Raw genomic sequence first — 22,966 nt, forward strand, 5'->3', positions numbered from 1 at the left:
CCAAACGAGCCCACTACGCTCGCCGCCTCACCCTCGAACTCCAACCATGATCACGAACGGCGGCTGCCGTACTAGGAGCCGAGGTAGTGCAGGATCGCCAGGACTCGGCGGCTGTAGCCGGTCGCGTGGGACAGGTCGAGCTTGTCGAAGATGACGTTGACGTGTTTCTCGACCGCGCTCTGCGACACGTGCAGACGTTCGGCGATGGCGGCGTTGGTGTGCCCCTGAGCCATGTAGTGCAGCACGTCGCGTTCCCGAGGGGTCAGGCGATTGAGCGGGTCGCTGTGGCTCGTGGCGGACATGAGCTGCCGGACGACCTCGGGGTCGAGCGCCGTGGCACCGGCGGCGACGCGGTCGAGCGCGTCGAGGAAGTCTTCGACCTGGGCGACGCGGTCCTTCAGGACGTAGCCGACGCCTTCGGACCGGTCGGCGAGGAGCTTCGCGGCGTAGCGCTTTTCGACGTACTGGGAGAGGACGAGCACGGCGATGTCGGGCCAGCGGCGGCGGATCTCCAGCGCGGCCCGCAGCCCATCGTCGGTGTTGGTGGGCGGCATGCGGACGTCGGTGACGACGACGTCGGGGCTGTGCTGCTCGACGGCGGTGACGAGTTGGTCGGCGTCCGCGACGGCGGCGACCACCCGGTGTCCCTCGTCGGCGAGGAGGCGGGTCAGCCCTTCACGGAGCAGGGTGGAGTCTTCGGCGAGGACTATGCGCACGGCAGCTCCGCCCGGATCGTCGTCGGGCCACCGGCCGGGCTGTCCACGTCAAACTGGCCGTCGAGCGCGGTGACCCGGCGGGCAAGTCCCTGCAGGCCGCTGCCGTGCGGGTCGGCGCCGCCGAGGCCGTCGTCCCGTACGCGCATCTTGATTCTTGCGTCCCGCACCTTGATCTCGATGGTGATCATGCTAGCTCGGGCGTGTTTGGCTGCGTTGGTGAGCGCTTCGCAGGCGACGAAGTACAGCACGGTCTCGATCGGTCGGGCGGGCCGGACCGGTACGTGGTAGGTGATTTTGACGGGGATCGCAGATCGTTGCGCCACCATGCTCAGCACCTCGTCCAGGGTGGTGTGGTCGAGGGCGGAGGGGTACACCCGCCAGGCCACGTCCCGCAGGTCGTCGACGGCGCGTTGGGCGTCCTCGTGTGCCTGCGCGAGAAGTTCGCGCGCCTTGTCGGGGTCGCGGGTGCGACGTGCCCGGCCGAGCAGCATGCCGAGTGCGACGAGGTGTTGCTGCAGCCCGTCGTGGAGGTCGCGTTCGATGCGCTGACGCTCGGCGTCGACCGCGGCGATGACGCCGGCCCGGCTGACGGCCAGTTCGCTGATCCGCCGCTGCAGCGCCTCGCGGGAGTTGGGTTCGAGCAGGCTGCGGGCCAGCCACCGATCCAGCGTGGCCACGCTGACTATCGCTTGCAGGTTCACCAGCAGCAGGGCGGCCCCGATGAGTCCCTGCAGCAGGAAACCGACTGCGGTCATGGTGCCTGCGACGAAGGAGCGCACCACGATGGCGGCGAGTACGGCACCGACCACGAGGAGGCCGGCGGTGAGCAAGCCGAGCGCCGCCGGTAGGAGGCGGGCGGCGAGGTAGCCGAGCACGCGCGGCCCGTTCGCCCGGACCGGGGGCGGGGATGGTTCCGAGGCGATGACGGCCAGGCGGTGCCGCTCCCACTCGGTGATGCGTTGGGCGTACCGGACGATGATGGTGCCGATGCGGCGGCGGGCCGCCGGCGCTGGCGAGACCGCGACCACGACGAGCCCGGCGAGGAGCAGGAACAGCACCTCGGCCGCAGCGGTGAGGACGCCGACCTCCACGCCCGCCACCGGCCGGCCCCACCGGGCCACGGCGTCGATCCACGACCGCCGACCGTGCACCGCGGGTTCTGCCACCAGACCGTCCCTCCATGGCTCATGTCGTCTCGGATCCATCTCGTCTCGGGTCGTTGGCGGCCGGTCAGGAGCACCGCGTGCCCGGCCGCCCACCCCACCTGGCTACCGGTCCCCGACAGTCATGATGACCTGTGTAATGGCCTCCAGCAGCGGTCCAACCCGCACGTCTGCGTCGTTCGCCGCACGCCGTTGGCGGCGCCCCGCCGGTGCGTGGTCCTCAAAACCCGGCGTCACCAGCCATCGTCCGACCGGCGCGGGGTTCCGTACACGTTGCCGCGTACGGCTCGGGCCGGGTTATCGGTCCCGGGTTGCCCGTACGGATCGACAGGTGTGCGCGACCCGTACGGTTCGGACTTGTTCGGTGCCAGCCCGTTGTCCCGCGCCGATCGCCTCCGGCGCATCTTGATCAGGCGGGAGACGACGAAACACCCCACGCCGAGCGCGCAGACCGCGATGACGACGTTCTGGAACGTCCCGACGTACGACTCGACGGAGTGCCAGTTCTCCCCGAGTAGGTAGCCGGCCATCACGAACACGGTGTTCCAGATCAAACTGCCCAACGTGGTGTAGAGCAGAAACGTAGCGATTGGCATTCGCTCCACACCGGCCGGAATGGAGATGAGGCTGCGGAAAATCGGGATCATCCGCCCGAAGAAGACGGTCTTCACCCCGTGCCGGACGAACCATGTCTCCGTCTTGTCGATGTCGCTCAGCTTTATCAGCGGCAGCCGCGCCGCGATCGCGCGGACCCGGTCACGCCCGAGCGCGACGCCGACGTAGTACAGCGCCACCGCGCCCACCACCGAACCGATTGTGGTCCAGATGATCGCGGCGAACAGGCTCATCTTGCCCTGACTGGCGGTGAACCCGGCCAGCGGCAGGATGACCTCGCTCGGGATCGGCGGGAACAGATTCTCCAGCGCGACCGCCAAGCCGGCGCCGGGGGCGCCGAGCCGCTCCACCAGGTCGGTCACCAACCCGACTAGGCCGTCCGACGGCGGATCAGACTCCTGGGCCAACAGGCCAGCGTGCATCGGTACATGCCACAAAGGGATCATGCCGTTAACGCTATGAACTCACTGCGGCCCGGACCATGAGGTCGACCGTCGACCTCAGCAGGCAAACCTCAAGCGCCGGGGTGTGGAAAACCGCACCCCCACCGAACACCTCGCAGTGAGGCCAGACCTCTCGGCGTTCTTCAGGCATCTCTGCGCCGTGCATGCAGATGGCCGTCGAGCGGGAATGCGGGCGGCGCTGCGGGCAGGACTCTGTCGAAGTCGTATCGGCTTTTCTCCGCCACTCGGCACGAGGCCGAGTTGTCCACCTGATGCAGGAGTTCAAGACGCTTCAGCCCAGCCGGCCCCAGAGTGTCGAAGGCCCAGCCGGTGAGAGCTTCCAGAGCGCGCGGCGCCACACCCTTTCCGCGAGCGTGCGCCGCCGTCCAATAGCCCACCTCGGCCGACGGTTTGCCGGGGGCTATGTCCTTCAGGACCACGTTGCCCACCAACTGTCTGTGGGGTGCATCGGGGCTCGTTTCGAGGACCGCGAAGCCAAGCCGGTTTCCCGTCGCCCAGCCCCGCTGCTGGGCCCGCACCCATCGCGTCGCGTCCGCGTCGTTCTCCACCGCGGGGCTCGCCCAGAGCCGCATCGCGGGGTCCTGGCACACCTCGACCAGTGCGGGAACGTCGTCCATGTGCCAGGGGCGAAGCACGAGAGCGGGGGCGGTCGGCGTCGCGACCGTGTGCAGTACGACTGTGTCGTTCACCGGTCGAGCGTAGGGCGGCACCGTCGCCGGACCCGTGGCTACCTCCGACGCGCCAGGTGTTGCAGCGTCGCCCGGATGACTGTCTTCTCCTCCGCGGAGACGCTGGGGTCCATCAGGATGCGCGCGACTGCCCGCAGGTCCGGGTCGGTGCTCGGGTCAGGTGCGGGTGAGGGCGGCGCTCCGTCCCAGCCCAGAATCTGCGAGGCCACCGTTCGCGGGATGCCAAGACCGTCGCAGAACTGCTGGACCTGGGTGCGCTGCGGGTTGGCTATCTCGGCACGTCGCCAACGGTAGATCGTCGAACGACCAATGCCGGTGCGCTGTTCGACATCCTCAATGGACATGGCGCGTTCCCGTACGGCCTCGTCGAGGGCGCGTTTGATGAACCGCGCGAACGCGATGACGCGGGGGTCCTGGCTGGCACTTGCGGGCACTGGCTGATCGTAAGTGCCGTCTATGGGACTCCGTTGCCGGACCCGCATCCAGTGCCACATCTGGCATCCGACTCTCGTCGCGCCGTGGCAGCGCGAAGCCATCCTTGCAAGCTTATACGCGGACTACGCGCGGTCTGGCGGGCTCAAGCGCCACGAACCAAAAGTACGCTCGTTGCCACACTTGGCACTGAGTGGTTGACGCGATACCGTCAGTGCCATGAATGGCAACGACAGTGCCAGATCTGGTTCTCGTCCGCTCTTCGATCGGCTCGCCCGCCTACCGGCCGAGGGCGGCCCCGCTCCACACGGCCGCCTCGGGCTGCCCATCCACCCATCCCCAGCGGGAGTGCCCAGCATCACCGCGACCAACGACGAGCAAGCCGCCGGTTCGGTGGCAGAGGAGGCTCGATGAAACTCCGTCCCATGCTGTTGGGTGCCCTCGCCGTCGCTCTCGTGGCGGTCGGTCAGTCTGTCCCCACGGGCGCACCCGTCGCCGCCCAGGCCGCAGCCGCCGCCTGTCCCGTGCCGGGGCGTCCCACGCTGAAGATTCTGACCGTGGGCGATTCGATCACCGCGGGCGCGACGATGGCCGGATCGTCCAGCGCCGGCTACCGCGCTGAGCTGGGGCGCCTGCTCGACCAGAGCTGCGTACCCCATCAGTTCGTCGTCGCGGCCGTCGGCGGCGTGACCTGCAACTACTGGTCGTCGCGGATGGCGGGCCTGGTCACCACGCATCGACCTGACCTCATCCTGCTGAACTGCGGGACCAACAACAACCTGTCGAACGCCACCGCGGCCCAGATCGCCGCCTTCGAGGGCACCTACCGGGCGCTCTTCGACACTGCGCTGGATCTGGACCGGACGTCATCATGTACCCGTCCTGGGTGCAGTACAGCTCCGGGCATGGCACCACCGGCTGTACGACCCCACCGGGCCCGAGTCCCGCCTGGCTCCCGGCGAGTGAAGCCAAGGTCAATGACGCGATCTATCGCAGCATGTTGGTCATCGACGAGTACGGCGACCGCGTACCAACCTGGATCGACTACCAGTCCATCCCCGAGGGGTATCTGGACCAGTGCGGCGTGCATCCCACGCCGGGCGGTTACGACGTGATGGGCCGGCTGGCCTTCAACACCATCGCTCCTCGGCTGGGCGTCGGGCCGGCGCCGCTGCCGTGCGGGTTGGTGGGCCGTCGGCCGGGCTTCTCGGTCGGTCAGTGGGTGCCCTGCGCAACGATGAACCTCAACCCGTGAGGACCGTCCGCTCACTGCGGTGATCCGACGCGCGCCACTGGGGCAGCGACCCTCTCCTGCCGGCTCTGCCCATCCTGGGTGGGGCCGGCTTCGTCGTCGGCGGGTGGGTGCAACCGGCCCTTCGGGTCAGTGCAACCAGCCCTTGGAGAAAGGCGTGTGTCCGTGAAGTGGGCTCGCTTCAGCTCGATGGGTGCGAGATCATGTTCGTCTGCCGATCTCTCCGCCGGCTCACCCCCGGCAGGTCAGCGCGGCAGCCCGAAACCGTTCGTGGATCGGGACGACGCCTACCGGGGGGAGGCTGCGTGTGGCGCAAGCAGGGCATCGCCCGCACCGCGCTCCCCTGTATGGCATCGTCGCAGCGGCCTGGTGCGCCCGCGGTGCCTCCATCTCGGGTGATGCACCCGACGGCGTCGGGCGTGATCGACTCAATATCGCCGAGGTTGCGGTATCCCGCTTCACGGATACCGCAACCTCGGCGAAGCGGAGTGGATCACGCTCGGACGCCCACTCTGCGGGAGCGCCAGGCCGCCGGTTTGTTCTGTCTGGGGCGTTTCGTCCGGTGGTTGGGGTCACCCTGGCGGTGGAATCGGGGCGGCAGGTCGGCCGCCGTCGAACGGTCTGATGCCGAGGGCAGGCGGCACGGCGACCGCGCCGCCCACACGTCGAGCGTCCTGGCTGCCGTGTTCGTCCCGTCCTTTGGCCAACGTCTCCATCAACTGCTGCCCCGCTCCGACGTCCCGCAGGTGGCATGACCGGTCCTGGGCTCCCACCCGGCCTGATCTGGCTCACCCGCCACCCGACGGGTGGCGTGACCGATGCCAGCCGCCCGGTGCGCGCCCGGTTGGAGGTGACCCGACCGCAGATCTCCTCGTACCGCCGCCCCAGCCCAGATCGGAGCCATCGTGGAAACTCGCACTCAGTCAAAGACCGCGAATGTCATCATCGCCGTCGCAGGATTGTGCTGGCTGGCCACCGTGCTGGTCGCCGCGATCGATTGGAATGGCGCGGTGTCCGGCCGTGCCTTCGCCGTCGGCGCAATCGCCGCAGCCGTCTCGGTCGCCGCTCTGATCGTCAACAGCCGGCAGTTGGCCGGTGGCATCAAGGTCGTGGTCGTTTCGGTGGCCCGGGCGCCGCAGCAGGCGTACTGGCGTGGCTATCAGGACCGCGGCATCGACAGTCGGCCCGGTGGTGGTGGCGACGACGACACCCCTGACCTGATGAGCGTCGGCTACTGATCCCGCCCCACCGGACGCGGTGTCTGGCGCCCGGTGGACGGATCGGCGAAGTCTCCGGGGTGCGACTCTGCGCCGTGGGTCATCGAATTCAGGTGTTCATCTGCGTCGCGATCGTGCGTGTCTTGTCGACGAGGACGATCAGCAGTACGAACGCGGCGACTGCGGCGGCGGTGCGGATGTTGTGGTAGAGCTCCCAGCGGTGGAGAAGCTCGGCGTGGTCGGGTGGCAGCGAGCTCGCCGACCACGTCTTGATCCTCCCGTTGATGGGCACGTTGCCGAGGCGGGTGACGAGCAGCGAGGTGAGCGCCAACAAGCCCGCTCCGACGGCGTACCAGCGGGTGGGGGTGCGCAGGGTTATTGCGAGCCAGGAGCAGGTGAGCAGGCTGATCGCCATTAGGGCCTGCATGACGATGCCGTTCATGTGCATCAGGGCCGTGCGGAACTGCAGGTGGACGTCGAGCGGAACCGCCTTGAAGGTAGGCACGATGGAGAACAGGGCGTAGGTGAAGGCTCCGGCGAGCAGCCCGGTGGACAAAAGGGCAAGCGCTTGAGCGAGGCGCCTAGGCACTGGTCACTCCTGTCTGCTGAATTCGCGGTTGGGCGTCGGGCGTGGGTGGTCTCAGGAGGAAGCGGGCCGCTGAGGTCGGAAACCACCAGCTGGCCCGGCCGAGGAGGGCGACAAGGGCTGGGGTGAGCACTCCTCGTACCAGGGTGGCGTCGATGGCGATGCCGGCGGCGAGGGCGGTCGCGAGGATCTTGACGTCGGTTACCGGAATGGTGGCCAGCGCCGTGAATGCGAGGAAGAGGATGAGTGCGGCCGAGGTGACGAGCCGGCCGGTACGGCTGATGCCGGTCACAACGGCGGACACGGTTGCTTTCGGTTGGTGTTGCTGGAGCAGGCCCGTGTGGACTTCGCGGATGCGGTGCAGGATAAATACCTCGTAGTCCATGGACAGGCCGAAGAGGAACGCGAAGACGGCCATCGGGACCCAGATGGTGATCGCGCCGGTGGCCGGGGTGTTGAACAGTGTTTGGCTGCCGTATCCCTTCTGCCAGATGAGCACGACCACGCCGTACGCAGCGCTGGTGGACAGGATGGTGAGGGCCAGTGCCTTGAGGGGCAGCAGTATCGAGCGGAGGCTGCGGGCGAGCACGACAAAGGTGAGCAGGGCGACCACGAGCAGGACGACGGGCAGGGAGCCATAAACCGCGTCGACGAAGTCGGCGTCCAGCGGCGGCCCGCCCCCCGCCTCCGCGCCGTCCTGTGCCTGCACGGTGGTGACGATCGCGGCGACGGTTCGTCGTCCGCGATCGTCGGCCGGGTCGTGAAGGGTCCAGGCGTCGATGAGCCGGTATCCGTTGCCCGACCAGGAGTCGGGGGTGACGACGGCGGCTACGCCGGGCAGGGCTCGTAGCCGGTTGGCGACAGCGGTCGTGTCGCCCTGGACAAGCACCTCGACCGGGCGGGCGATGCCCGCGCCGAACCCGGCACGTACCAGTTCGGCGTACGCGGCGGCCGGCGGCCCGCCGTGGCCGAGCGTGCCGATGTCTGGCTGGCCGAGTCGTATTGCCAGTGCCGGGCCGGCCAATGCCATCAGCAGGGCGCCGCTGACCAGCGCGCTGAGGAGGGGACGTCGAGTCGTGCCGCGAGCGATACGGGTCCACAACCCGCTGTCGGGGTGGTGTCTGCGGCGTGGCTGGTCGAGCCAGCGTCCCCAGGAATACAGCAGAACGGGCAATAGGGTCAGGGCGACCGCCACGCTCACCAGCGGAATCAGCAGCCCCGCGTATCCGATGCTGCGCAGAAACGGGACCGGCAGGACGATCAGTGCGGCCAGGGAGATAGCGACCGTGATGCCGCTGAGTGCGACGGCCCGTCCCGCACTCGCCGCAGCCCGCACGATGGCGTTCGTCCGCTGTTGCGGATCGGTGTCGTCCAGCCCGGCGCGCTCTTCCCGCCAGCGGGTGACGACCAGCAGCGTGTAGTCGATGGCGATACCCAACCCGATGAGCGCGACCAGGTATTGAACGATGAACGACACGTCGGTCACGCCGGTCAGCAGACGCACCAACAGGAACGTGGTCGGAATCGTCACCGCAGCCATGAGTAGCGGTACGACGGCCAGACCGCTGGCGAACACGGCCACGAGGACGATCAGTGCGCCGACGGCCCCGATCAGCGTTTCCACGATGGGGCTGCGGGCCGCGCCGCTTTCACGGCCGGACAGCACGGGCAGCCCGGTCAACTTGACCGGTTCACCGGCGATCGTGGTGTTCGCGATCGCTTGTTGGATGCCCGGCAGGGCGGCCGTATAGGGGGCGGGGCCGGCCACCGCCCGCGGATAGATCAGCGCAACTGTCGTCCGCCCGTCCCTGGAGAGTAGGGCGGGCGCGTCGGAGTAGGAGGCGCTGCGGCCTTCGCTGGGCGTGGCCCGGGCGACCACCTCGTTCCATTGGCCGGCGTACGGTGCCGAGTCGACGCGGACACCCTCCGGCACGGTGACCGTCAGCAGCAGCGGGGCACTCCTTCCGCCGGTGCCGCCGAAGCGTTCGCTGATCACGTCGTTGGCGAGTTGCGCGGGTTGCCCCGGCAGGCGCGACTCGCTGCTGAGCCGCTCGATCGTGCCGGCAACGGTGACGCCACCGGTGACCATCAGGATCAGCCAGACAACCACTACCTGTGAGCGGTGTGACAGCACCCACCGCGTCAGCATCTCCATCGGCACCCTCTCTGTTCGCGTGCGGTCCGGCCATGCCGGTCGCTCCATCGCGACCACACCGTAGCAAATACTCTCTATGGAGAAATTCTCTGGAGAGAGTGTCTAATATGAGTAGACTCATGCCCGTGCGGGATTCGGACAGTGTCGGCACCGATATCGGGCGCCTGTTGGCCATGGCGCACAAGCGCGCCACCAGCACGTTCGCCCACGCGCTTCGAGCTCTGGATCTCGACGGTCGGCTGTTCGGGGTGATGAGTACGCTCGCGCGCGTAGGGCCCGCGACGCAGGCGCGACTGATCGTCGAGCTACGCAGTGACAAATCGGTGATGTTGCGTGCTGTTGACGATCTTGAACGGCTCGGTTTGACCACGCGCGAACCAGTCCCGGAGGACCGCAGAGCGCGGGTCGTCACACTCACCGACGCTGGTCGGCAACGACTCGTCGCGGCTACCGAGATCGCCCATCAGGTCTCTGAAGACCTGTTCGGCTGGATGAGCGCCGCCGAGCAGAAGGTTCTGCGTGACCTGCTTGAACGGTTCGTCGATCAGGAGCCCGCCGGCCGGCCGGCCGAAGACTGATCGGTGCTCGAACCGGCAGCGCGGAAAACGTCGGTCGTGCTGGCTACGGTCTGGCGGTGACCGTGCCGATCGATGCCGCTGGAACGTTGCCCACCCCGGCCGAGGAGGCCCGGTTCTGGGCGCTCATCGAGTCGGCGTGGGCCGAGGTCGGCCCACAGCCGTTGGCGCTGCGGCGGGCACTCATCGAGGGTGACCCCGACGGCAGTGGGGACGACAATGCCGAGTTGTACGCGATCGAGGCCTGGCTGGATCCGCTGCTGGATCGCCTCAGACGTCTCAGCGTCGAGCTGTCCGCCCAGGAGTTGACCGACCTCGATCGGGTGGTGGAGCGCAAGCTGCACGACATCGACCGGGAAGACATCCATGAGGTGACCGACGGCTCTGACGACGGCTTCCTCTACTGCCGGGGCTTCATCGTCGCCCTTGGTCGGGAGTACTACGAGTCGGTTCGCGCCGATCCTGCCCGCGCCCTGATCGACGCCGAGTGCGAGGCCCTCTGCTACTTTTTCGCCCACCTGCACAACGAGCTGTTCGGCACCTGGCCGGAGACCGGCTCCGGCATCTCCCGGGAGTCGTGCAGCAATCCCGTCGGCTGGTCGGACTGGGCAGGCCGAGACGTCGAGGAGCGGGATCAGGCGTAGATGCTCTTGACGTACTCCGGGCCGTAGTGCCGTTCCAGGTCTTCCAGGCTCTCCACCGGCGCCTCGACCTCCTTGATCAGGCGTGCTCGGGACGGCAGCAGCTCCGGCTGCCAGGTCTCCGGCTTCCACAGCGCGGCCCGGAGGAACGCCTTCGCACAGTGGTAGAAGATCTGCTCGATCTCCACCACCACGGCGAGCACCGGCCGGTGCCCCTTGACCACCATGTCGTCGAACCATGATGCGTCGCTCACCAGGCGGGCACGCCCGTTGATCCGAAGGGTGTCGGTCCGCCCGGGAATCAGGAAGAGCAACCCGACGTGCGGGTTGTCGAGGATGTTGCGGTAGCCGTCGGCCCGCTTGTTGCCCGGCCGTTCGGGCAGCGCGATGGTCGTGTCGTCCAGCACCAGGGCGAACCCGGCCGGGTCGCCCTTGGGTGAGACGTCGCAGCTGCCGTCCGCGCCGGCAGTGGCCATCAGGCAGAACGGCGAGGCGGCAAGCCAATCCCGGTCCCGTTCGTGCAGGCGGGGGCGGTCCTTGTTGGCGGCCCGCGCGTGTGGCACCCCGAGCAGGTTGCGCAGCTCCTCGTGTGTGGTGATCTCCACCGTCACGTTGATCCTCCCTCAACCGTTGACCCGGTGGCGGGCACCACCATTCGTGAGCCTAATCCGCGGTGACCAGCGCGAGGTTTGTGCCTGGTTCGTCGGGGGTACGGCCCTCTCGACGCGCCCGCCGAAACGAGACCGTTGTGCAGGACGCCGACCAGTGGAGGCCGGGACATGGAGAGCCGACTCAAGGTGCTGGGTCATCCAGTCCATCCGATGCTTGTCATGTTCCCGGTGGCCCTGCTGGCAACGGCGGTGCTGTTCGACGTGGTCGACACCGTCGGTGGTCCCGATTTCCTCGGCGAGGTCGCGTACTGGAACATCACGGTCGGCCTGATCGGCGGCCTCCTCGCGGCGGCGGCCGGCTCCTTCGACCTGCTCGCGATCCCGACCGGCACCCGCGCCAAGCGGGTAGGTCTGCTGCACGCGGGTGCCAACGTCGCGGTGATCCTGCTCTTCGCCGCCGTGTGGGCCGTCCGGCTCAACGCGGACTCCCGGGCCGCCGGCGGCGCACTTGTCGCCATCGAGGTGGTCGCCCTGGCGATCCTCGGCATCAGCTCCTGGCTCGGCGGTGAGCTGGTCGACCGGCTGGGCGTGGGAGTGGACGAGGACGCCGGCCTGGACGCGCCCAGCTCACTACGGCCGCCCACGGCCACCCGGCGGATCGGAGAGGTGTGATGAGCGAGCAGCAGGCCGGCGGCTTCGGCCGGGGTTGGCGGGGCGGCCGGCAGCAGGGCTGGGACCCGATGGGGGAGCTGCAGTCGCTGCGCGCCGAGCTGAGCCGCCTGGTCGGTGGTCGGGCCGGGGCGTCCGACGTCGAGTTGACCGAGACCACCGATGGCTGGGAGGTCGTCGTCCGGCTGCCCGGGGTGGCACCGGAGGAGGTGGCCGTCGAGCTGGACGATCGCGAGTTGTGCGTGCGGGCCCGCTCCGAGGCTGAGGTCAACGCCGACCAGGGCATCCCCGGTGGTTTCGAGACCCGCGGCTTCGAATACCGCATCAACCTGCCGTCTCGGGTCGACCCGGAGGCCATCGACGCGGTCATGGACCACGGCCTGCTCCGGGTCCGGTTGCCCCGGGCGACCCGGCCCACGCCGCGCACCATCACCGTCGGCCGCACCGGGCCGCGCTCCGGCGACCTCTCCACTGGTACGCCGATGCCGGCCGATCCTGCCGCGGACCGGGAGTTGCACCGCCCGGACACCGTCGGCGAGATCGACCGACAGTAGCGGGCGGCGTGGTCACTGCGTCCGTGCTCGGCCCGATCGCCGAGCGCCTTCCCGACGTGCAGCGGATCGCTGTGCTGCGCGCCAACGCGCTCGGCGACTTCTTGTTCGTCCTGCCTGCGCTTGACGCGTTGCGTGCCGCGTACCCCTCGGCGGAGATCGTGCTGCTCGGCGCGCCGTGGCACGCGAAGCTCTGGCGCGACCGGCCCGGCCCGGTGGACCGGGTGCTGGTGGTGCCGCCGGCGCCCGGCATTCGAACGCCGGAAGCGGGCGAGCCGGAGTCGTCGATGGACGACTTCCTGGCCGCAGCCTCCGGTGAGGGCTTCGACCTGGCGGTGCAGATCCACGGTGGTGGTGCCAACTCCAACCCGCTGATCAGTCGCCTTGGCGCCCGGGTGACCATCGGCCTGCGCGCCGAAGACGCGCCGCCGCTGGACCGCTGGGTCCGCTACGTCTACTACCAGCACGAGGTGATCCGCTACCTGGAGGTGGTGGCCCTGGTGGGAGCGCCGGCGACCACCATCGTGCCGACGCTTACGGTGACCGACGCCGACCGGGCCGAGGCGGCCCAGGTGCTCGGCCCGGCGGGCCGCCCCCGGGTGGCGCTGCATCCGGGTGCCTCCGACACCCGCCGCCGCTGGCCCGCCGAGCGCTTCGCCGAGCTGGCCCGTGAGCTGCACGGTGACGGCTTCGAGGTGCTGGTCACCGGCACGCCCTCCGAGCAGGAGGTGGTTGACCGGGTGGTCGCTGCGGCGGGGGTGCCGGTCCGACCGCAGGTGGGCACGCTCAGCCTCGGCGGGCTGGTTGGTTGCTACGCCGACTGTGCGCTGGTCGTCTCCAACGACACCGGCCCACTGCATCTCGCCGCTGCGGTCGGCGCGTCGACGGTGGGCATCTTCTGGGTCGGCAACCTGATCAACACGGCCAACCCGTTGCGGGGTCGGCACCGGCCGATCTGCTCCTGGACCGTGCACTGCCCAGTCTGTGGGGTGGACTGCACGCCGGGCATCTACCCGCACCGGCCCGGCGACGGCGAGTGCCCGCACCGGGACTCGTTCGTCACCGACGTGCCGGTTGTCGAGGTGCTGGAAGCCGCCCGGGAGCTGCTCACCCCGTAGTTCAGGCCGGCTGCGGGCTGTCCTCGTCGGCGAGGACGACCTCCCAGGCCTCCACGTCCCGGTCGGTGACCGTCGTGGGGGACTCCAGGTGGTACGCGCCGCTGGGCAGGATGCCCGCCCCGCCAAAGCGGGCCAGCACCGCGAGCTGCGCGGCCACGTCCTCGCCCTGGTGCTTCTCCTGCAACCGACGCCAGAAGTCGAAGCCACCAGCGTCGACGAGCTTGGCCCGGTCGTAGAGCACGCACCCACCGATCCAGGAAACCCTGTACGCCCGCCACGCGCCCGGCGGCAGCGCCAGGTGCTCGGTGATGTGCAGCAGGTTTGCCGCCGAGTGGATCCGGGCGCGATTCCACTCCGGGGTGTCGGGTCGGATCCGCTCGGGTGTGGGCGGACCTGTCCACTCCTCGTAGTGCCCGTGCGATTCCGGCCGCACGTCGTCGGTGTAGGAGAGCCCGTGCACGCCGTTGCCGACGAAGCCGCAGCCCAGCTCACCGATCGCCGTGACCAGCCGGTGCAGCGCCCCGGGTTCCAGCCAGACATCGTCGTCGAGGCTGAGGACGTACCGGGCGGTCGAGGCGGCGAGCAGGTACGCCCGGTGCTCGGCCAACCCTCGTCGGGGCAGCCGGCGGGTCAGCAGCACCGGGTGACCCCGACCGCGCAGCACCCGGACCAGGGTGGCGGCGGCGGGATGCGCGTACGCCGGCTCGCCGTCGGACTGGTCGCTGACGACGACCCCGAAGCCGGGCACCCCGTCCTGAGCGGCGAGCCCGCCCAGGGTGACCGCCAGCTCGGCGGGCCGGTTCCGGGTCGGAATCAGCACGTCGACCAGCCGGTCGGTCCGGAACTTCTCCGGGGTGCCGAGGTCGAGAGGGCGGTTCACGACGTCTGGGTGCGGGAGCTGAGCGACGGGTCGGGTGCCCGGTCCGCTGTTTGTGGAGACGGGTCCTGGCTGTGTGACCGGATCCGCTCGATGATCGCCGAGGTGGATCGGTCCGGCACGTAGCCCAGGGTGTGCACCTGGCCGCCCAACCGGCGCACCAGCGGCGCCTCCGGCACCAGCTCCGGCGGGTAGTCCCCGCCCTTGACGTAGATGTCCGGCCGGACCGCCTCGATCAGGGCGGCGGGCGAGTCCTCCTCGAAGACCACCACGTGGTCCACGCAGGCGAGCGCGGCGAGCAGGGCGCCCCGGTCTTCGACCGGGTTGACCGGCCGGTCCGGGCCCTTCAGTCGGCGTACGCTGTCGTCCGAGTTGACCGCCACGATGAGCAGGTCACCCAACGCGCGGGCCTGCTCCAGATAGCGCACGTGCCCCCGGTGCAACACGTCGAAGCAACCGTTTGTGAACACCACCGACCGTCCCGCCTCGCGGTACTCGGCGACGATCGCGTCCAACTCGTCACTGCCGACCAACGCGGGGTGGCTCATGGTCCGGGTCGGCTGGTCGAGTGCGGTGAGCAGGTCCTCTCGCCGGCACACGCAGGTGCCGGTGTCGGAGACGGTGATGGTGGCCGCCAACTGGGCGAGTTGGGCGGCGGTGGGCAGCGGCGCGTCAGCGGCCAGGGCCAAGGTCATCGCCGCCAGGTACGCGTCGCCCGCGCCCACGGCGTGGCTCGCCGGGACCGGGGTGCTGTGGCTGCGTCGTGGCTCCCCGTCGGCGCCGCCGACCACCGCGCCCTCGGTGTCCAGGGTTACCGCGACCACATCGGCGCCGGTGTGCGCGCGCAGCTCGGCCAGGCGCGACTCGGCCAGGACGGCCCGGTCGACCCCCTCCCCTGCCCGGGTGTTCACGGTGACGCCGGTGCCGGTGACGCTGAGCCCGTCGCCGGTGAGGGCCACCCGGCCCTCACTTGGGGTTGGCTCACCGATCGGCCCCGGCCGATCGGCTCCTGACGGCTCCAGGGCCGGCCGGTCGATGGCGGCGTCGGCGCGTACCCCGCCCGGGGCCGCGCCCACTGTCAATTCGGATGGGCCGTCGGCCGGGTCGTCGTGGGGGTGTTCCAGGTGCAGTTCGGTCCCGGCAGCCGGTCGGGTCGCGCCGCCGGCACGGGCCAGTAGTCGGGTCGCCTCGGCGAAGCTGGGCGTGACCACGGTCGGCGCGAGGCCCCGCCAGTCAGCCAGGTCGTGGGCGTCCAGCGCGACCGTGGCGTACCGCTCGCGTTGCTCGACCAGCCACGCGCGGACCGGCGCGGGCAGCGCGCCCAGACCGTAGTCGCAGACCACCAGGGTGGGCGCTTCCCCGCCGGCGGCGGCACGGAGCTCCTCGGTGGCGCAGTTCAGGGCGGTGAGCAGCCGCGTCACGCCCTCCGGGTCGAGTGCGTCGTCCGGGTCGCCGGAGTCCTCGCGCAGCAGGATCTGATTGCCGGCCAGCATGCGCCGCTTCACCGGGGTGGGCCGTCCGGGCTGGTTGACCGTACGGTCCCAAACGCCTGCGCGGTCCAGACAGTCGTGCAGTTCGTCGCCGGCCACGTCAGCGCCGACCGGTGCCACAAGCACCGCCCGGCCGCCGAGGGCGGCGACGTTTACCGCGGTGTTCGCGGCCCCACCGGCGGCGGAGATCCGCCGGCGCAGGGTGAGGACCGGGGCGGGTGCCTCCCTGCAGAGCCGGTCTGAGTCGGCGAACCGCCAGTCGTCCAACATGGCGTCACCGACGATCAGGACTGGGCGTCCGAGCCAGCTCTCCACGACGGTGGCGAGCCGGCGCTGTTCCGCTGCTGCTCCTGCCATGCCTCCTCGGGTCCCCAGCGACTCCCGGGCCAAACCTGGCGGCCACCGTTGCCCGCGGCCTGACCTGGGCGTTGTCGGCAAGGTGGGCTTCGTTACGCGGTCGGTTTGTTTTGGGCGTTCGGGGGTCGGGAAGGGAAATGAGGTACCCCCGGAGAGGAGATGTACCGACATGGCAACGACATTGCAGGGCAAGCGGATCGCCTTCCTGGCCGCCGACGGCGTCGAGGAGGTCGAGTACGTCCAGCCGCGCGAGGCGGTCGAGAAGGCTGGCGCGACGGCCGAGCTGGTTTCGCTCAAGCCTGGTTCCATCCAGTCCTTCAACCATCTGGATCAGTCGAAGACGTACGACGTGGAGGTGACGGTCGAGAAGGCGGACGTGGGCGGTTACGACGCGTTGGTGCTGCCTGGCGGCGTCGCGAATCCGGACTTTCTGCGCAGCGACCCGGAAGCGGTGCGGTTCGTGCGGGCGTTCTTCGAGGCGGGGAAGCCCGTTGGGGTGATCTGTCACGGCCCGTGGACGCTGATCGAGGCGGACGTGGTGCGTGGTCGGCGGATCACCTCCTGGCCCAGCCTGCGGACCGACCTGACCAACGCCGGCGCAACCTGGGTCGACGAGGAGTGCGTCACCGACGGAAATCTGACCAGCAGCCGCAACCCGGACGACCTCCCCGCGTTCTGCCAGAGAATCACCGAAACCTTCAAGGCCTGACCCGCCACACCCTGTTGATCAAGGAGTTGGCGGCAGAACTCGCCGCTGACTCCATGATCAACAGGGTTATTTTGTTCGGTCCGGCGCATGTTCTGCGGCTCGCGGGATAGAAGGGCACATGACCACCGAAGCCTCCACCGCGCCGGTGCTGAATCGTCAGCAGATCCGGCTGCTCATGCTCGGCCTGATGACCGGCATGCTGTTGGCCGCACTCGACCAGACCATCGTCGGTACGGCTCTGCCGACCATCGTTGGCGAACTGGGCGGGATCAACCACTACTCGTGGGTGGTTACCGCGTACCTGCTCGCCTCGACCGCGTCGACGCCGCTGTACGGCAAGATGGCCGACCTGTACGGGCGCCGACCTGTCTTCCTCTTCTCGATCGGCACGTTCCTGGTCGGGTCGTTGCTGGCTGGGCTGTCGCAGAACATGACCCAGCTGATCGTCACCCGGGGAATCCAGGGCATCGGCGCCGGTGGTCTGCTGACGCTGGCGTTCACCATCATCTCGGACGTGGTGTCACCCCGGGAGCGTGGTCGCTACCAGGGCCTGTTCGGCGCGGTCTTCGGGATCTCGTCGGTGGCCGGGCCGCTGGTCGGTGGTTACTTCGCGGAGACCGACTGGCGGTGGATCTTCTACATCAACGTGCCGCTGGCGATCCTGGCCATCGTGGTCTGCTATCACGTGATGCGGCTGATCCCGTTCGAACGCCGGGACCACTCGATCGACTGGCTCGGTGCCGGCCTGCTGGTCGCCGGGGTGAGCTGCCTGCTGCTCGCGCTGAGCTGGGGCGGCAACGAGTACCCCTGGGGCTCCGGGGTGATCATCGGCCTCATCGTCGCGGGTGCGGTGCTCGCCGTGCTGTTCGTGCTCCAGGAGGCCCGGGTCGCCGAGCCCATCCTGCCGCTGCGGTTGTTCCGCAGCGCCACGTTCGCGCTCGCCAACTCGGCCGGCTTCGTGCTCGGTCTGGTGATGTTCGGGTCGATCATCTTCATCCCGCTGTACCTGCAGATCGTCAAGGGCGCCTCGCCGACCCGAAGCGGTCTGCTGATGCTGCCGATGATGGCCGGCATCATCATCACCTCGATCCTCACCGGTCGGGCGATGAGCCGGATCGGCCGCTACAAGTGGTTCCCGGTGGCCGGGGCGGTGACCCTGGTGGTGGGCATGCTGCTCTTCACCCGGCTGCACGTGGGCACCTCGCTCTGGCTGGCGTTCGGCTTCATGGCGATCATCGGCATCGGCCTGGGTCTGTGCATGCAGTCGCTGGTCCTCGCCGTGCAGAACGCGGTCTCCGTCCGGGACCTGGGCGCGGGCACCTCCTCGGCGACCTTCTTCCGGTCGCTGGGTGGTTCGTTCGGGGTGGCGATCCTCGGCACCCTGCTCTCCACTCGGCTCAACTCGCAGCTGGCCGATCGGCTGCCCGGCGCGATCGCCCAGCTTCCGCCGGAGCAACAGGCGGCTGTCGCGGCCAGCGGCGGCACGAACATCTCGATCAACGACCCGGCGACGATCATGGCGCTGCCCGGTGCGGTCCGGGCCGCCATCCAGGAATCGTTCGTCGAGTCACTGCACCTGGTCTTCCTGACCGCCGGCCTGGTCGCCATCGTGGCGGTGCTTGTCACTCTGGCCCTGCCCAACAACACCCTGCGCGGTGCGGGCCCGCAGGGTGCCACCGGCGGTGCCGACCCGCTGGGCGGTAAGGCTCCGGCGGCGGGCGGCAAGCCGCTGTCGGGTCAATCCAAGGAGGAGGCCGCCGCCGAGATGGAGGCCCAGTCCCAGACGATGATCTGACCGCGAGGTCGGCGACCGCCTCGGACCTGTCCGGGGCGGTCGGTGTCATCCGACCACGAGGCGTAGCGGTTGGCTGTTGAGGCGGTCGAGCGCGGCGGAGGTCGCCGCGTCGGCCGGCAGGTGGACGAGCAGGCGCTGGTCGTCGTCCGCGGGGAGTTCGAGGGTCTCGTACGCGAGCCGGAGCATGCCCGCCTCGGGATGCCTTCACCGTCACCACCACCGACGGCGACGAGATCACCGCCGACATCTGGTTCCGCGCCTATGGTCTGCGCATCAACAGCGACTACCTCGTCGACGGCCGGCTCACCACACTCACCCGGCAGGGGCAGGTCCCGGTCACCGAAACCCTCAACGTCCGCGGCGGGCCCGACCAGATCCACGACCACGTGTACGCGATCGGCGACCTCACCGATGTCGCCGAGGACAAGATGGCCGCGTACGCGTTGCAGCACGCCGAGGTCGTGGTGCGAAACATCACCGCGCAACTGCGCGGCGAGCAGTTCGCGGCCACCTACCAGCCCGTGCCGTACCCGATGATTCTGGTCCCACTCGGGTCACGTCACGGGGTTGGCCAGATGCCCACGCCCGACGGTCCGGCGGTCGTGCCTGCCGCGACGGTCGCCGAGTACAAGGGTGCGGACCTGTTCACCGGCCGCTTCACCCAGCAGTTCGGCCCCGCAGCGGCCCGCACCTAGGGATCTGCGGCGGTCGAGGCCTGCTGACCGCCCTTGGGCGGGCCGCGCCCGCTTGATCGACTCGACATCGGCGATGTGGGGGTGTCCGAGCGCGGGGATGCCCCCACATCGGCGATCTGGTGTCGATCAAGCGCCCGGCCCGAGCGTCGTGCGGGGCCGGTCGCCCCGGGGCCGCCCCTACTTGAGGATCAGCCGGTTGGTCTGCTCGAAGACGTCCAGGTCGGCAAGCGTCTCGGCGACCGAGGCGGAGAGTGGGGTGGGAAACCGGTCGCGGGGGAAGAAGCCGGCATCGGTGGTCTCGTCGGTGACCCGGGTGAGCTGCCCGTCCCACTCCTCCACCTTGAACGCCGTCGTGAAGACCTGGTACGTGTGCCCGTACATGTTGGTGCTCGTCCGGTCCGGGCCGGTGTAGAGGGCGAACGCGCAGACCCGCAGCGCGCGCAGCCCGGTCTCCTCGCGGACCTCGCGTACCGCGCAGTCGGCGATCGACTCGCCCAGCTCCATCGCCCCGGCCGGCATGGCCCACTGGCCGTTGTCCGAGCGTTGGATCAGCAGGATGCGTCCAGCGTTGTCGCTGACCACGGCGCGGGCGCCGACGAACATCAGCGTCCGGTCCCCGGCGAGCGCGCGCAACTGCCCCACGTACGAGTCGGCCCAGGAGATGCTCACCTGCGACAATTTACGGGGGTTCCCAACGTGTGACCGCCGACATAGCTTGTTACCCATGCGTAGCACGATGATGGACGCCCCTCTGCAGGTCTCCCGGATCCTCGAACACGGCGCAGGGGTGCACGGCACGGCCGAGGTGGTCACCTGGACCGGCGCCGAGCCCCGCCGGATGACGTACGCCGAGGTTGGCCGCGCCGCCGCCCGGCTGGCACACGCGCTGCGCGACGAGTGTGGGGTGACCGGCGACGAGCGGGTCGCCACCTTCATGTGGAACAACAACGAGCACCTCGTGGCCTACTTCGCGGTGCCGAGCATGGGCGCGGTGCTGCACACGCTCAACATCCGCCTCTTTCCCGATCAGGTCGTCTACATCGCCAACCACGCCGAGGACCGGGTGGTGCTTGTCGACAGCACACTCATCCCGCTGCTGGCCCGGGTGATCGGTGAGCTGACCACGCTGCGGCACGTGGTGGTGGTCGGTGGCGGCGACCCGGCCCCGCTGGTGGCGGCAGCCGGCGACCGGGTCACCGTGCACCACTGGGACGCGCTGCTCGCCGACCGGCCCGAGGCGTACGACTGGCCCGAGGTGGACGAGCGCGACGCCGCAGCGCTCTGCTACACCTCGGGCACGACCGGCAACCCGAAGGGTGTGGCCTACTCGCACCGGTCCATCTACCTGCACTCGTTGCAGATCTGCATGCCGGAGGGTTTCGGTCTCGGGCCGACCGACCGGGAGTTGGCAATCGTGCCGATGTTCCACGCCATGTCGTGGGGTCTGCCGTACGCGGCCTTCCTCTCCGGCGCGTCGCTGATCATGCCGGACCGATTCCTCCAGGCGGCGCCGATCGCCGAGATGATCGCCGCCGAGCGGCCCACGCTGGCCGGGGCGGTGCCGACCATCTGGACCGACCTGTTGGCCTACCTGGACACCCACGAGGTGGACACCTCCTCGCTGACCGAGGTGATCGTGGGCGGGTCGGCCTGCCCGCCGGCGCTGATGCACGCGTTCGACGAGCGGCACGGCATCGACGTCATCCACGCCTGGGGGATGACCGAGATGTCTCCGCTGGGGTCGGTCTCGCGTCCGCCCGCCGGTGCGACCGGGGAGCAGGCGTGGCGGTACCGCTACACGCAGGGCCGGGTGCCGGCGGGTGTGCAGGCGCGGATCGTTGGCCCGTCGGGGGAGCCGTTGCCCGCCGACGGCAAGTCCGTGGGCGAGTTGGAGGTCCGTGGGCCGTGGGTGACCGCCCGGTACGTCGGTGACGACGCCCCGGACAAGGAGAAGTTCCGCGACGGCTGGCTGCGCACCGGCGACGTGGGCACCCTCTCGACGGATGGCTACATCACGCTGACCGACCGCGCCAAGGACGTGATCAAGTCCGGGGGTGAGTGGATCTCGTCGGTGGAGTTGGAGAACGCGCTGATGGCCCACCCGGCGGTGCTGGAGGCGTGCGTGGTGGGTGTGCCGGACGAGCGGTGGGACGAGCGGCCGCTTGCCACCGTGGTCGTACGGGAGGGCGCCTCGGTGACCGCAGAGGAGCTGCGGGACTTCCTGGCCGGCGCGGTCGCTCGCTGGCAGTTGCCGGAGCGCTGGGCGTTCATCGACACCGTGCCGAAGACCAGCGTGGGCAAGTTCGACAAGAAGGTCGTCCGTTCGCGGTACGCCGAGGGCGAGCTGACTGTCCGGGAGCTGACCGCCCCGTAACGTTTTTCCCGGCGTTGTCGCCTGTTGGGCGGGAGTAATCCCAAACCCTCCCCAGGGGCGGCCCCGGCGTTCGCACCGCGCCGGGGCCGCCCGCTCCACACGGGTTTACCCCGCACCGTCATTGTTGCGAAAGTTATTCGCCTCTGTCCTGCTGACGGGGAAATCGGGCGGTCAGCGACCCGATCAGGCGTTGCTGGTGGTGATGAGCACCTTGCCCACCGTCGAGTCCTCCACCGCCTGGTGTGCGGCGGCCGTCTCGGCCAGCGGGTAGTAGTGCAGCGGCAGGCCGGCGTCCGCGCCGACGCGGATGGCGCCCTGATTGGCCGCCGCCGCCACGTCCTTCACGCCCTGCGCCTTGGCTGCCTTCGGCTGCGTGTAGACCAGCACGAACTGCCACCGGGCGTTCGGCGCCATCATCGCCCGGATCGGGATGCTCACCTCGCCCCCGCCGTCGTCGGCGTACATGCAGACCGCGCCGCCGTGCCGCAGCACCTGTACGTCGATCGAGGCGTTGCGGGCGGGGGAGACCTCGACGATCGTGTGCACCCCGTCGGGGGCGATCTTGCGGACCTCCTCGACCACGTCCTGGTCCCGGTAGTTGATGACATACGAAGCGCCCGCCGATGCCGCGAGCTGCGCCTTCTCCGCGCTGCTCACCGTCGCGATCACCGTGGCGTCAGCCCAACTGGCGAGCTGGATCGCGGCGTTGCCCACCGCACCCGCACCGCCCTGCACCAGCACGGTGTGGTCGGCCAGCGCGCCGGCGCGCAGCGTGTCCGGCATGAACTCGCCAGCGGTCAGACAGCGGTGCGCGGTGAGGAACGGGATGCCCAGGGCGGCCCCCACCTCGAACGACGCGCTACCGAGGCGTACCGCCTGCCGGACCGGCACCAGCGTGTATTCCGCACTGGTGCCCCACGGCCGCTGCCAGGCCGCCTCCCAGATCCAGACGCGCTCGCCGATCAGGTCCGGGTCGACCCCCTCGCCGACTGCCTCGACCACCCCCGCGCCGTCCTGCCCGGGAATCTGCCAGCCCTTCGGAGGGGAGTTGCGGCGGGACTTCCAGTCGGTCGGGTTCACCCCGGAGACCGCCATCCGCACCAGCACCTCGCCGGCACCCGGCTCCGGCACCGGCCGGTCGACCAGATCGAGCACCGAAGGGTCGCCGTTGCGCTCGTACACGATGGCCTTCATCCGTGGTCTCTACCCGGCTCG

Annotated in this window: 24 protein-coding genes and 3 pseudogenes; 14 read left to right on the forward strand and 13 right to left on the reverse strand. The window is 69.5% G+C overall.

The genetic code is table 11. The features are described from left to right. Positions 1 to 71 precede the first annotated feature (71 nt). From ACLQ28_RS06910 to ACLQ28_RS06930, 5 genes are all read right to left on the reverse strand, one after another. Positions 72 to 716 carry a response regulator gene (locus tag ACLQ28_RS06910; protein ID WP_425685366.1) on the reverse strand — a complete coding sequence of 215 codons (645 nt, stop codon included), beginning with the start codon at positions 714 to 716 and terminating at the stop codon, positions 72 to 74. Continuing rightward, positions 707 to 1,882 carry a sensor histidine kinase gene (locus tag ACLQ28_RS06915; protein ID WP_425685367.1) on the reverse strand — a complete coding sequence of 392 codons (1,176 nt, stop codon included), beginning with the start codon at positions 1,880 to 1,882 and terminating at the stop codon, positions 707 to 709. The genes ACLQ28_RS06910 and ACLQ28_RS06915 overlap by 10 nt, the downstream gene beginning before the upstream one ends. Positions 1,883 to 2,112: 230 nt before the next feature. After that, a complete protein-coding gene (locus ACLQ28_RS06920) occupies positions 2,113 to 2,940 on the reverse strand; it encodes a DedA family protein (RefSeq protein WP_425685368.1) in 828 nt (275 codons plus the stop codon). Positions 2,941 to 3,080: 140 nt separating this feature from the next. Continuing rightward, positions 3,081 to 3,647 (reverse strand): GNAT family N-acetyltransferase, encoded by a 567-nt coding sequence (locus ACLQ28_RS06925; protein ID WP_425685369.1) that lies wholly within the window; start codon positions 3,645 to 3,647, stop codon positions 3,081 to 3,083. Between the two features lie 38 nt (positions 3,648 to 3,685). Continuing rightward, positions 3,686 to 4,081: a helix-turn-helix domain-containing protein gene (locus tag ACLQ28_RS06930; RefSeq protein ID WP_425685370.1), complete on the reverse strand. Its 396-nt coding sequence runs from the start codon at positions 4,079 to 4,081 to the stop codon at positions 3,686 to 3,688. A 217-nt stretch (positions 4,082 to 4,298) separates the two neighbouring features. Between ACLQ28_RS06930 and ACLQ28_RS06935 the strand changes: the two genes are divergently transcribed. From ACLQ28_RS06935 to ACLQ28_RS06950, 4 genes and pseudogenes are all read left to right on the forward strand, one after another. Further along, positions 4,299 to 4,493 carry a hypothetical protein gene (locus ACLQ28_RS06935; protein ID WP_425685371.1) on the forward strand — a complete coding sequence of 65 codons (195 nt, stop codon included), beginning with the start codon at positions 4,299 to 4,301 and terminating at the stop codon, positions 4,491 to 4,493. A gap of 11 nt (positions 4,494 to 4,504) precedes the next feature. Further along, positions 4,505 to 4,924, forward strand: a pseudogene (locus tag ACLQ28_RS06940) (SGNH/GDSL hydrolase family protein); the annotation flags it as partial. 26 nt (positions 4,925 to 4,950) lie between these two features. Then, positions 4,951 to 5,334, forward strand: coding sequence for a hypothetical protein (locus ACLQ28_RS06945; RefSeq protein ID WP_425685837.1), 384 nt, complete (start codon positions 4,951 to 4,953; stop codon positions 5,332 to 5,334). A gap of 902 nt (positions 5,335 to 6,236) precedes the next feature. After that, the gene (locus ACLQ28_RS06950) at positions 6,237 to 6,569 is read left to right on the forward strand and encodes a hypothetical protein (RefSeq protein ID WP_357099310.1); all 333 of its coding nucleotides are present in this window, start codon (positions 6,237 to 6,239) and stop codon (positions 6,567 to 6,569) included. 88 nt (positions 6,570 to 6,657) lie between these two features. Here ACLQ28_RS06950 and ACLQ28_RS06955 read toward each other — a convergent pair whose 3' ends face one another. Continuing rightward, positions 6,658 to 7,137 (reverse strand): DUF1772 domain-containing protein, encoded by a 480-nt coding sequence (locus tag ACLQ28_RS06955; RefSeq protein ID WP_357302993.1) that lies wholly within the window; start codon positions 7,135 to 7,137, stop codon positions 6,658 to 6,660. Further along, a complete protein-coding gene (locus ACLQ28_RS06960; RefSeq protein ID WP_425685372.1) occupies positions 7,130 to 9,289 on the reverse strand; it encodes an MMPL family transporter in 2,160 nt (719 codons plus the stop codon). Before ACLQ28_RS06960 ends, ACLQ28_RS06955 begins: the two co-directional genes overlap by 8 nt. Positions 9,290 to 9,414: 125 nt before the next feature. On the opposite strand from ACLQ28_RS06960, the gene ACLQ28_RS06965 reads away from it, so the two are divergent. Then, a complete protein-coding gene (locus ACLQ28_RS06965; protein ID WP_425685373.1) occupies positions 9,415 to 9,867 on the forward strand; it encodes a MarR family winged helix-turn-helix transcriptional regulator in 453 nt (150 codons plus the stop codon). A gap of 56 nt (positions 9,868 to 9,923) precedes the next feature. Next, the gene (locus ACLQ28_RS06970) at positions 9,924 to 10,508 is read left to right on the forward strand and encodes a DUF4240 domain-containing protein (protein WP_357099309.1); all 585 of its coding nucleotides are present in this window, start codon (positions 9,924 to 9,926) and stop codon (positions 10,506 to 10,508) included. Here the strand turns inward: ACLQ28_RS06970 and ACLQ28_RS06975 are convergent. Next, a complete protein-coding gene (locus ACLQ28_RS06975; protein WP_425685374.1) occupies positions 10,499 to 11,116 on the reverse strand; it encodes a pyridoxamine 5'-phosphate oxidase family protein in 618 nt (205 codons plus the stop codon). The two genes, ACLQ28_RS06970 and ACLQ28_RS06975, sit on opposite strands and share 10 nt — an antisense overlap. A 168-nt stretch (positions 11,117 to 11,284) precedes the next feature. Between ACLQ28_RS06975 and ACLQ28_RS06980 the strand changes: the two genes are divergently transcribed. Genes ACLQ28_RS06980 through ACLQ28_RS06990 form a run of 3 tightly spaced genes read left to right on the forward strand, consistent with a single transcriptional unit; the run spans position 11,285 to position 13,454 of the window. Next, entirely contained in the window at positions 11,285 to 11,788 is a 504-nt protein-coding gene (locus ACLQ28_RS06980) for a DUF2231 domain-containing protein (protein WP_425685375.1), read from the forward strand. After that, positions 11,788 to 12,339, forward strand: coding sequence for an Hsp20/alpha crystallin family protein (locus tag ACLQ28_RS06985; RefSeq protein WP_425685376.1), 552 nt, complete (start codon positions 11,788 to 11,790; stop codon positions 12,337 to 12,339). Before ACLQ28_RS06980 ends, ACLQ28_RS06985 begins: the two co-directional genes overlap by 1 nt. A gap of 8 nt (positions 12,340 to 12,347) precedes the next feature. Next, positions 12,348 to 13,454, forward strand: a complete 1,107-nt coding sequence (locus tag ACLQ28_RS06990; protein WP_425685377.1) for a glycosyltransferase family 9 protein — start codon at positions 12,348 to 12,350, stop codon at positions 13,452 to 13,454. Position 13,455: 1 nt separating this feature from the next. On the opposite strand, the gene ACLQ28_RS06995 is transcribed toward ACLQ28_RS06990, so the two are convergent. Together ACLQ28_RS06995 and rfaE2 are read right to left on the reverse strand one after the other, a co-directional pair. After that, the gene (locus tag ACLQ28_RS06995; protein ID WP_425685378.1) at positions 13,456 to 14,334 is read right to left on the reverse strand and encodes a glycosyltransferase family 2 protein; all 879 of its coding nucleotides are present in this window, start codon (positions 14,332 to 14,334) and stop codon (positions 13,456 to 13,458) included. Next, positions 14,331 to 16,178 (reverse strand): D-glycero-beta-D-manno-heptose 1-phosphate adenylyltransferase, encoded by a 1,848-nt coding sequence (gene rfaE2 / locus ACLQ28_RS07000; RefSeq protein ID WP_425685379.1) that lies wholly within the window; start codon positions 16,176 to 16,178, stop codon positions 14,331 to 14,333. The genes ACLQ28_RS06995 and rfaE2 overlap by 4 nt, the downstream gene beginning before the upstream one ends. A 169-nt stretch (positions 16,179 to 16,347) precedes the next feature. On the opposite strand from rfaE2, the gene ACLQ28_RS07005 reads away from it, so the two are divergent. Further along, the gene (locus tag ACLQ28_RS07005) at positions 16,348 to 16,887 is read left to right on the forward strand and encodes a type 1 glutamine amidotransferase domain-containing protein (protein ID WP_425685380.1); all 540 of its coding nucleotides are present in this window, start codon (positions 16,348 to 16,350) and stop codon (positions 16,885 to 16,887) included. Between the two features lie 118 nt (positions 16,888 to 17,005). Further along, complete coding sequence (locus tag ACLQ28_RS07010) at positions 17,006 to 18,682, forward strand: MDR family MFS transporter (protein WP_425685381.1); 1,677 nt, start codon at positions 17,006 to 17,008, stop codon at positions 18,680 to 18,682. 45 nt (positions 18,683 to 18,727) lie between these two features. Here the strand turns inward: ACLQ28_RS07010 and ACLQ28_RS07015 are convergent. Next, positions 18,728 to 18,874 (reverse strand): annotated as a pseudogene (locus ACLQ28_RS07015) (transcriptional regulator); the annotation flags it as partial. A 53-nt stretch (positions 18,875 to 18,927) separates the two neighbouring features. On the opposite strand from ACLQ28_RS07015, the pseudogene ACLQ28_RS07020 reads away from it, so the two are divergent. After that, positions 18,928 to 19,044, forward strand: a pseudogene (locus tag ACLQ28_RS07020) (FAD-dependent oxidoreductase); the annotation flags it as partial. Between the two features lie 24 nt (positions 19,045 to 19,068). Beyond that, positions 19,069 to 19,377: a hypothetical protein gene (locus ACLQ28_RS07025; RefSeq protein WP_425685382.1), complete on the forward strand. Its 309-nt coding sequence runs from the start codon at positions 19,069 to 19,071 to the stop codon at positions 19,375 to 19,377. A gap of 177 nt (positions 19,378 to 19,554) precedes the next feature. Here the strand turns inward: ACLQ28_RS07025 and ACLQ28_RS07030 are convergent, their stop codons facing one another. Then, entirely contained in the window at positions 19,555 to 20,046 is a 492-nt protein-coding gene (locus tag ACLQ28_RS07030) for an NUDIX domain-containing protein (protein ID WP_425685383.1), read from the reverse strand. A 70-nt stretch (positions 20,047 to 20,116) separates the two neighbouring features. Between ACLQ28_RS07030 and ACLQ28_RS07035 the strand changes: the two genes are divergently transcribed. Next, positions 20,117 to 21,751 (forward strand): fatty acid--CoA ligase, encoded by a 1,635-nt coding sequence (locus tag ACLQ28_RS07035; protein WP_425685800.1) that lies wholly within the window; start codon positions 20,117 to 20,119, stop codon positions 21,749 to 21,751. Between the two features lie 183 nt (positions 21,752 to 21,934). On the opposite strand, the gene ACLQ28_RS07040 is transcribed toward ACLQ28_RS07035, so the two are convergent. Continuing rightward, on the reverse strand, positions 21,935 to 22,945 hold the full coding sequence (locus ACLQ28_RS07040) for an NADPH:quinone reductase (protein ID WP_425685384.1): 1,011 nt from the start codon (positions 22,943 to 22,945) through the stop codon (positions 21,935 to 21,937). Positions 22,946 to 22,966: the final 21 nt, after the last annotated feature.

Origin of the sequence: Micromonospora sp. DT201 (assembly GCF_049841575.1) — a bacterium.
GTDB lineage: Bacteria > Actinomycetota > Actinomycetes > Mycobacteriales > Micromonosporaceae > Micromonospora.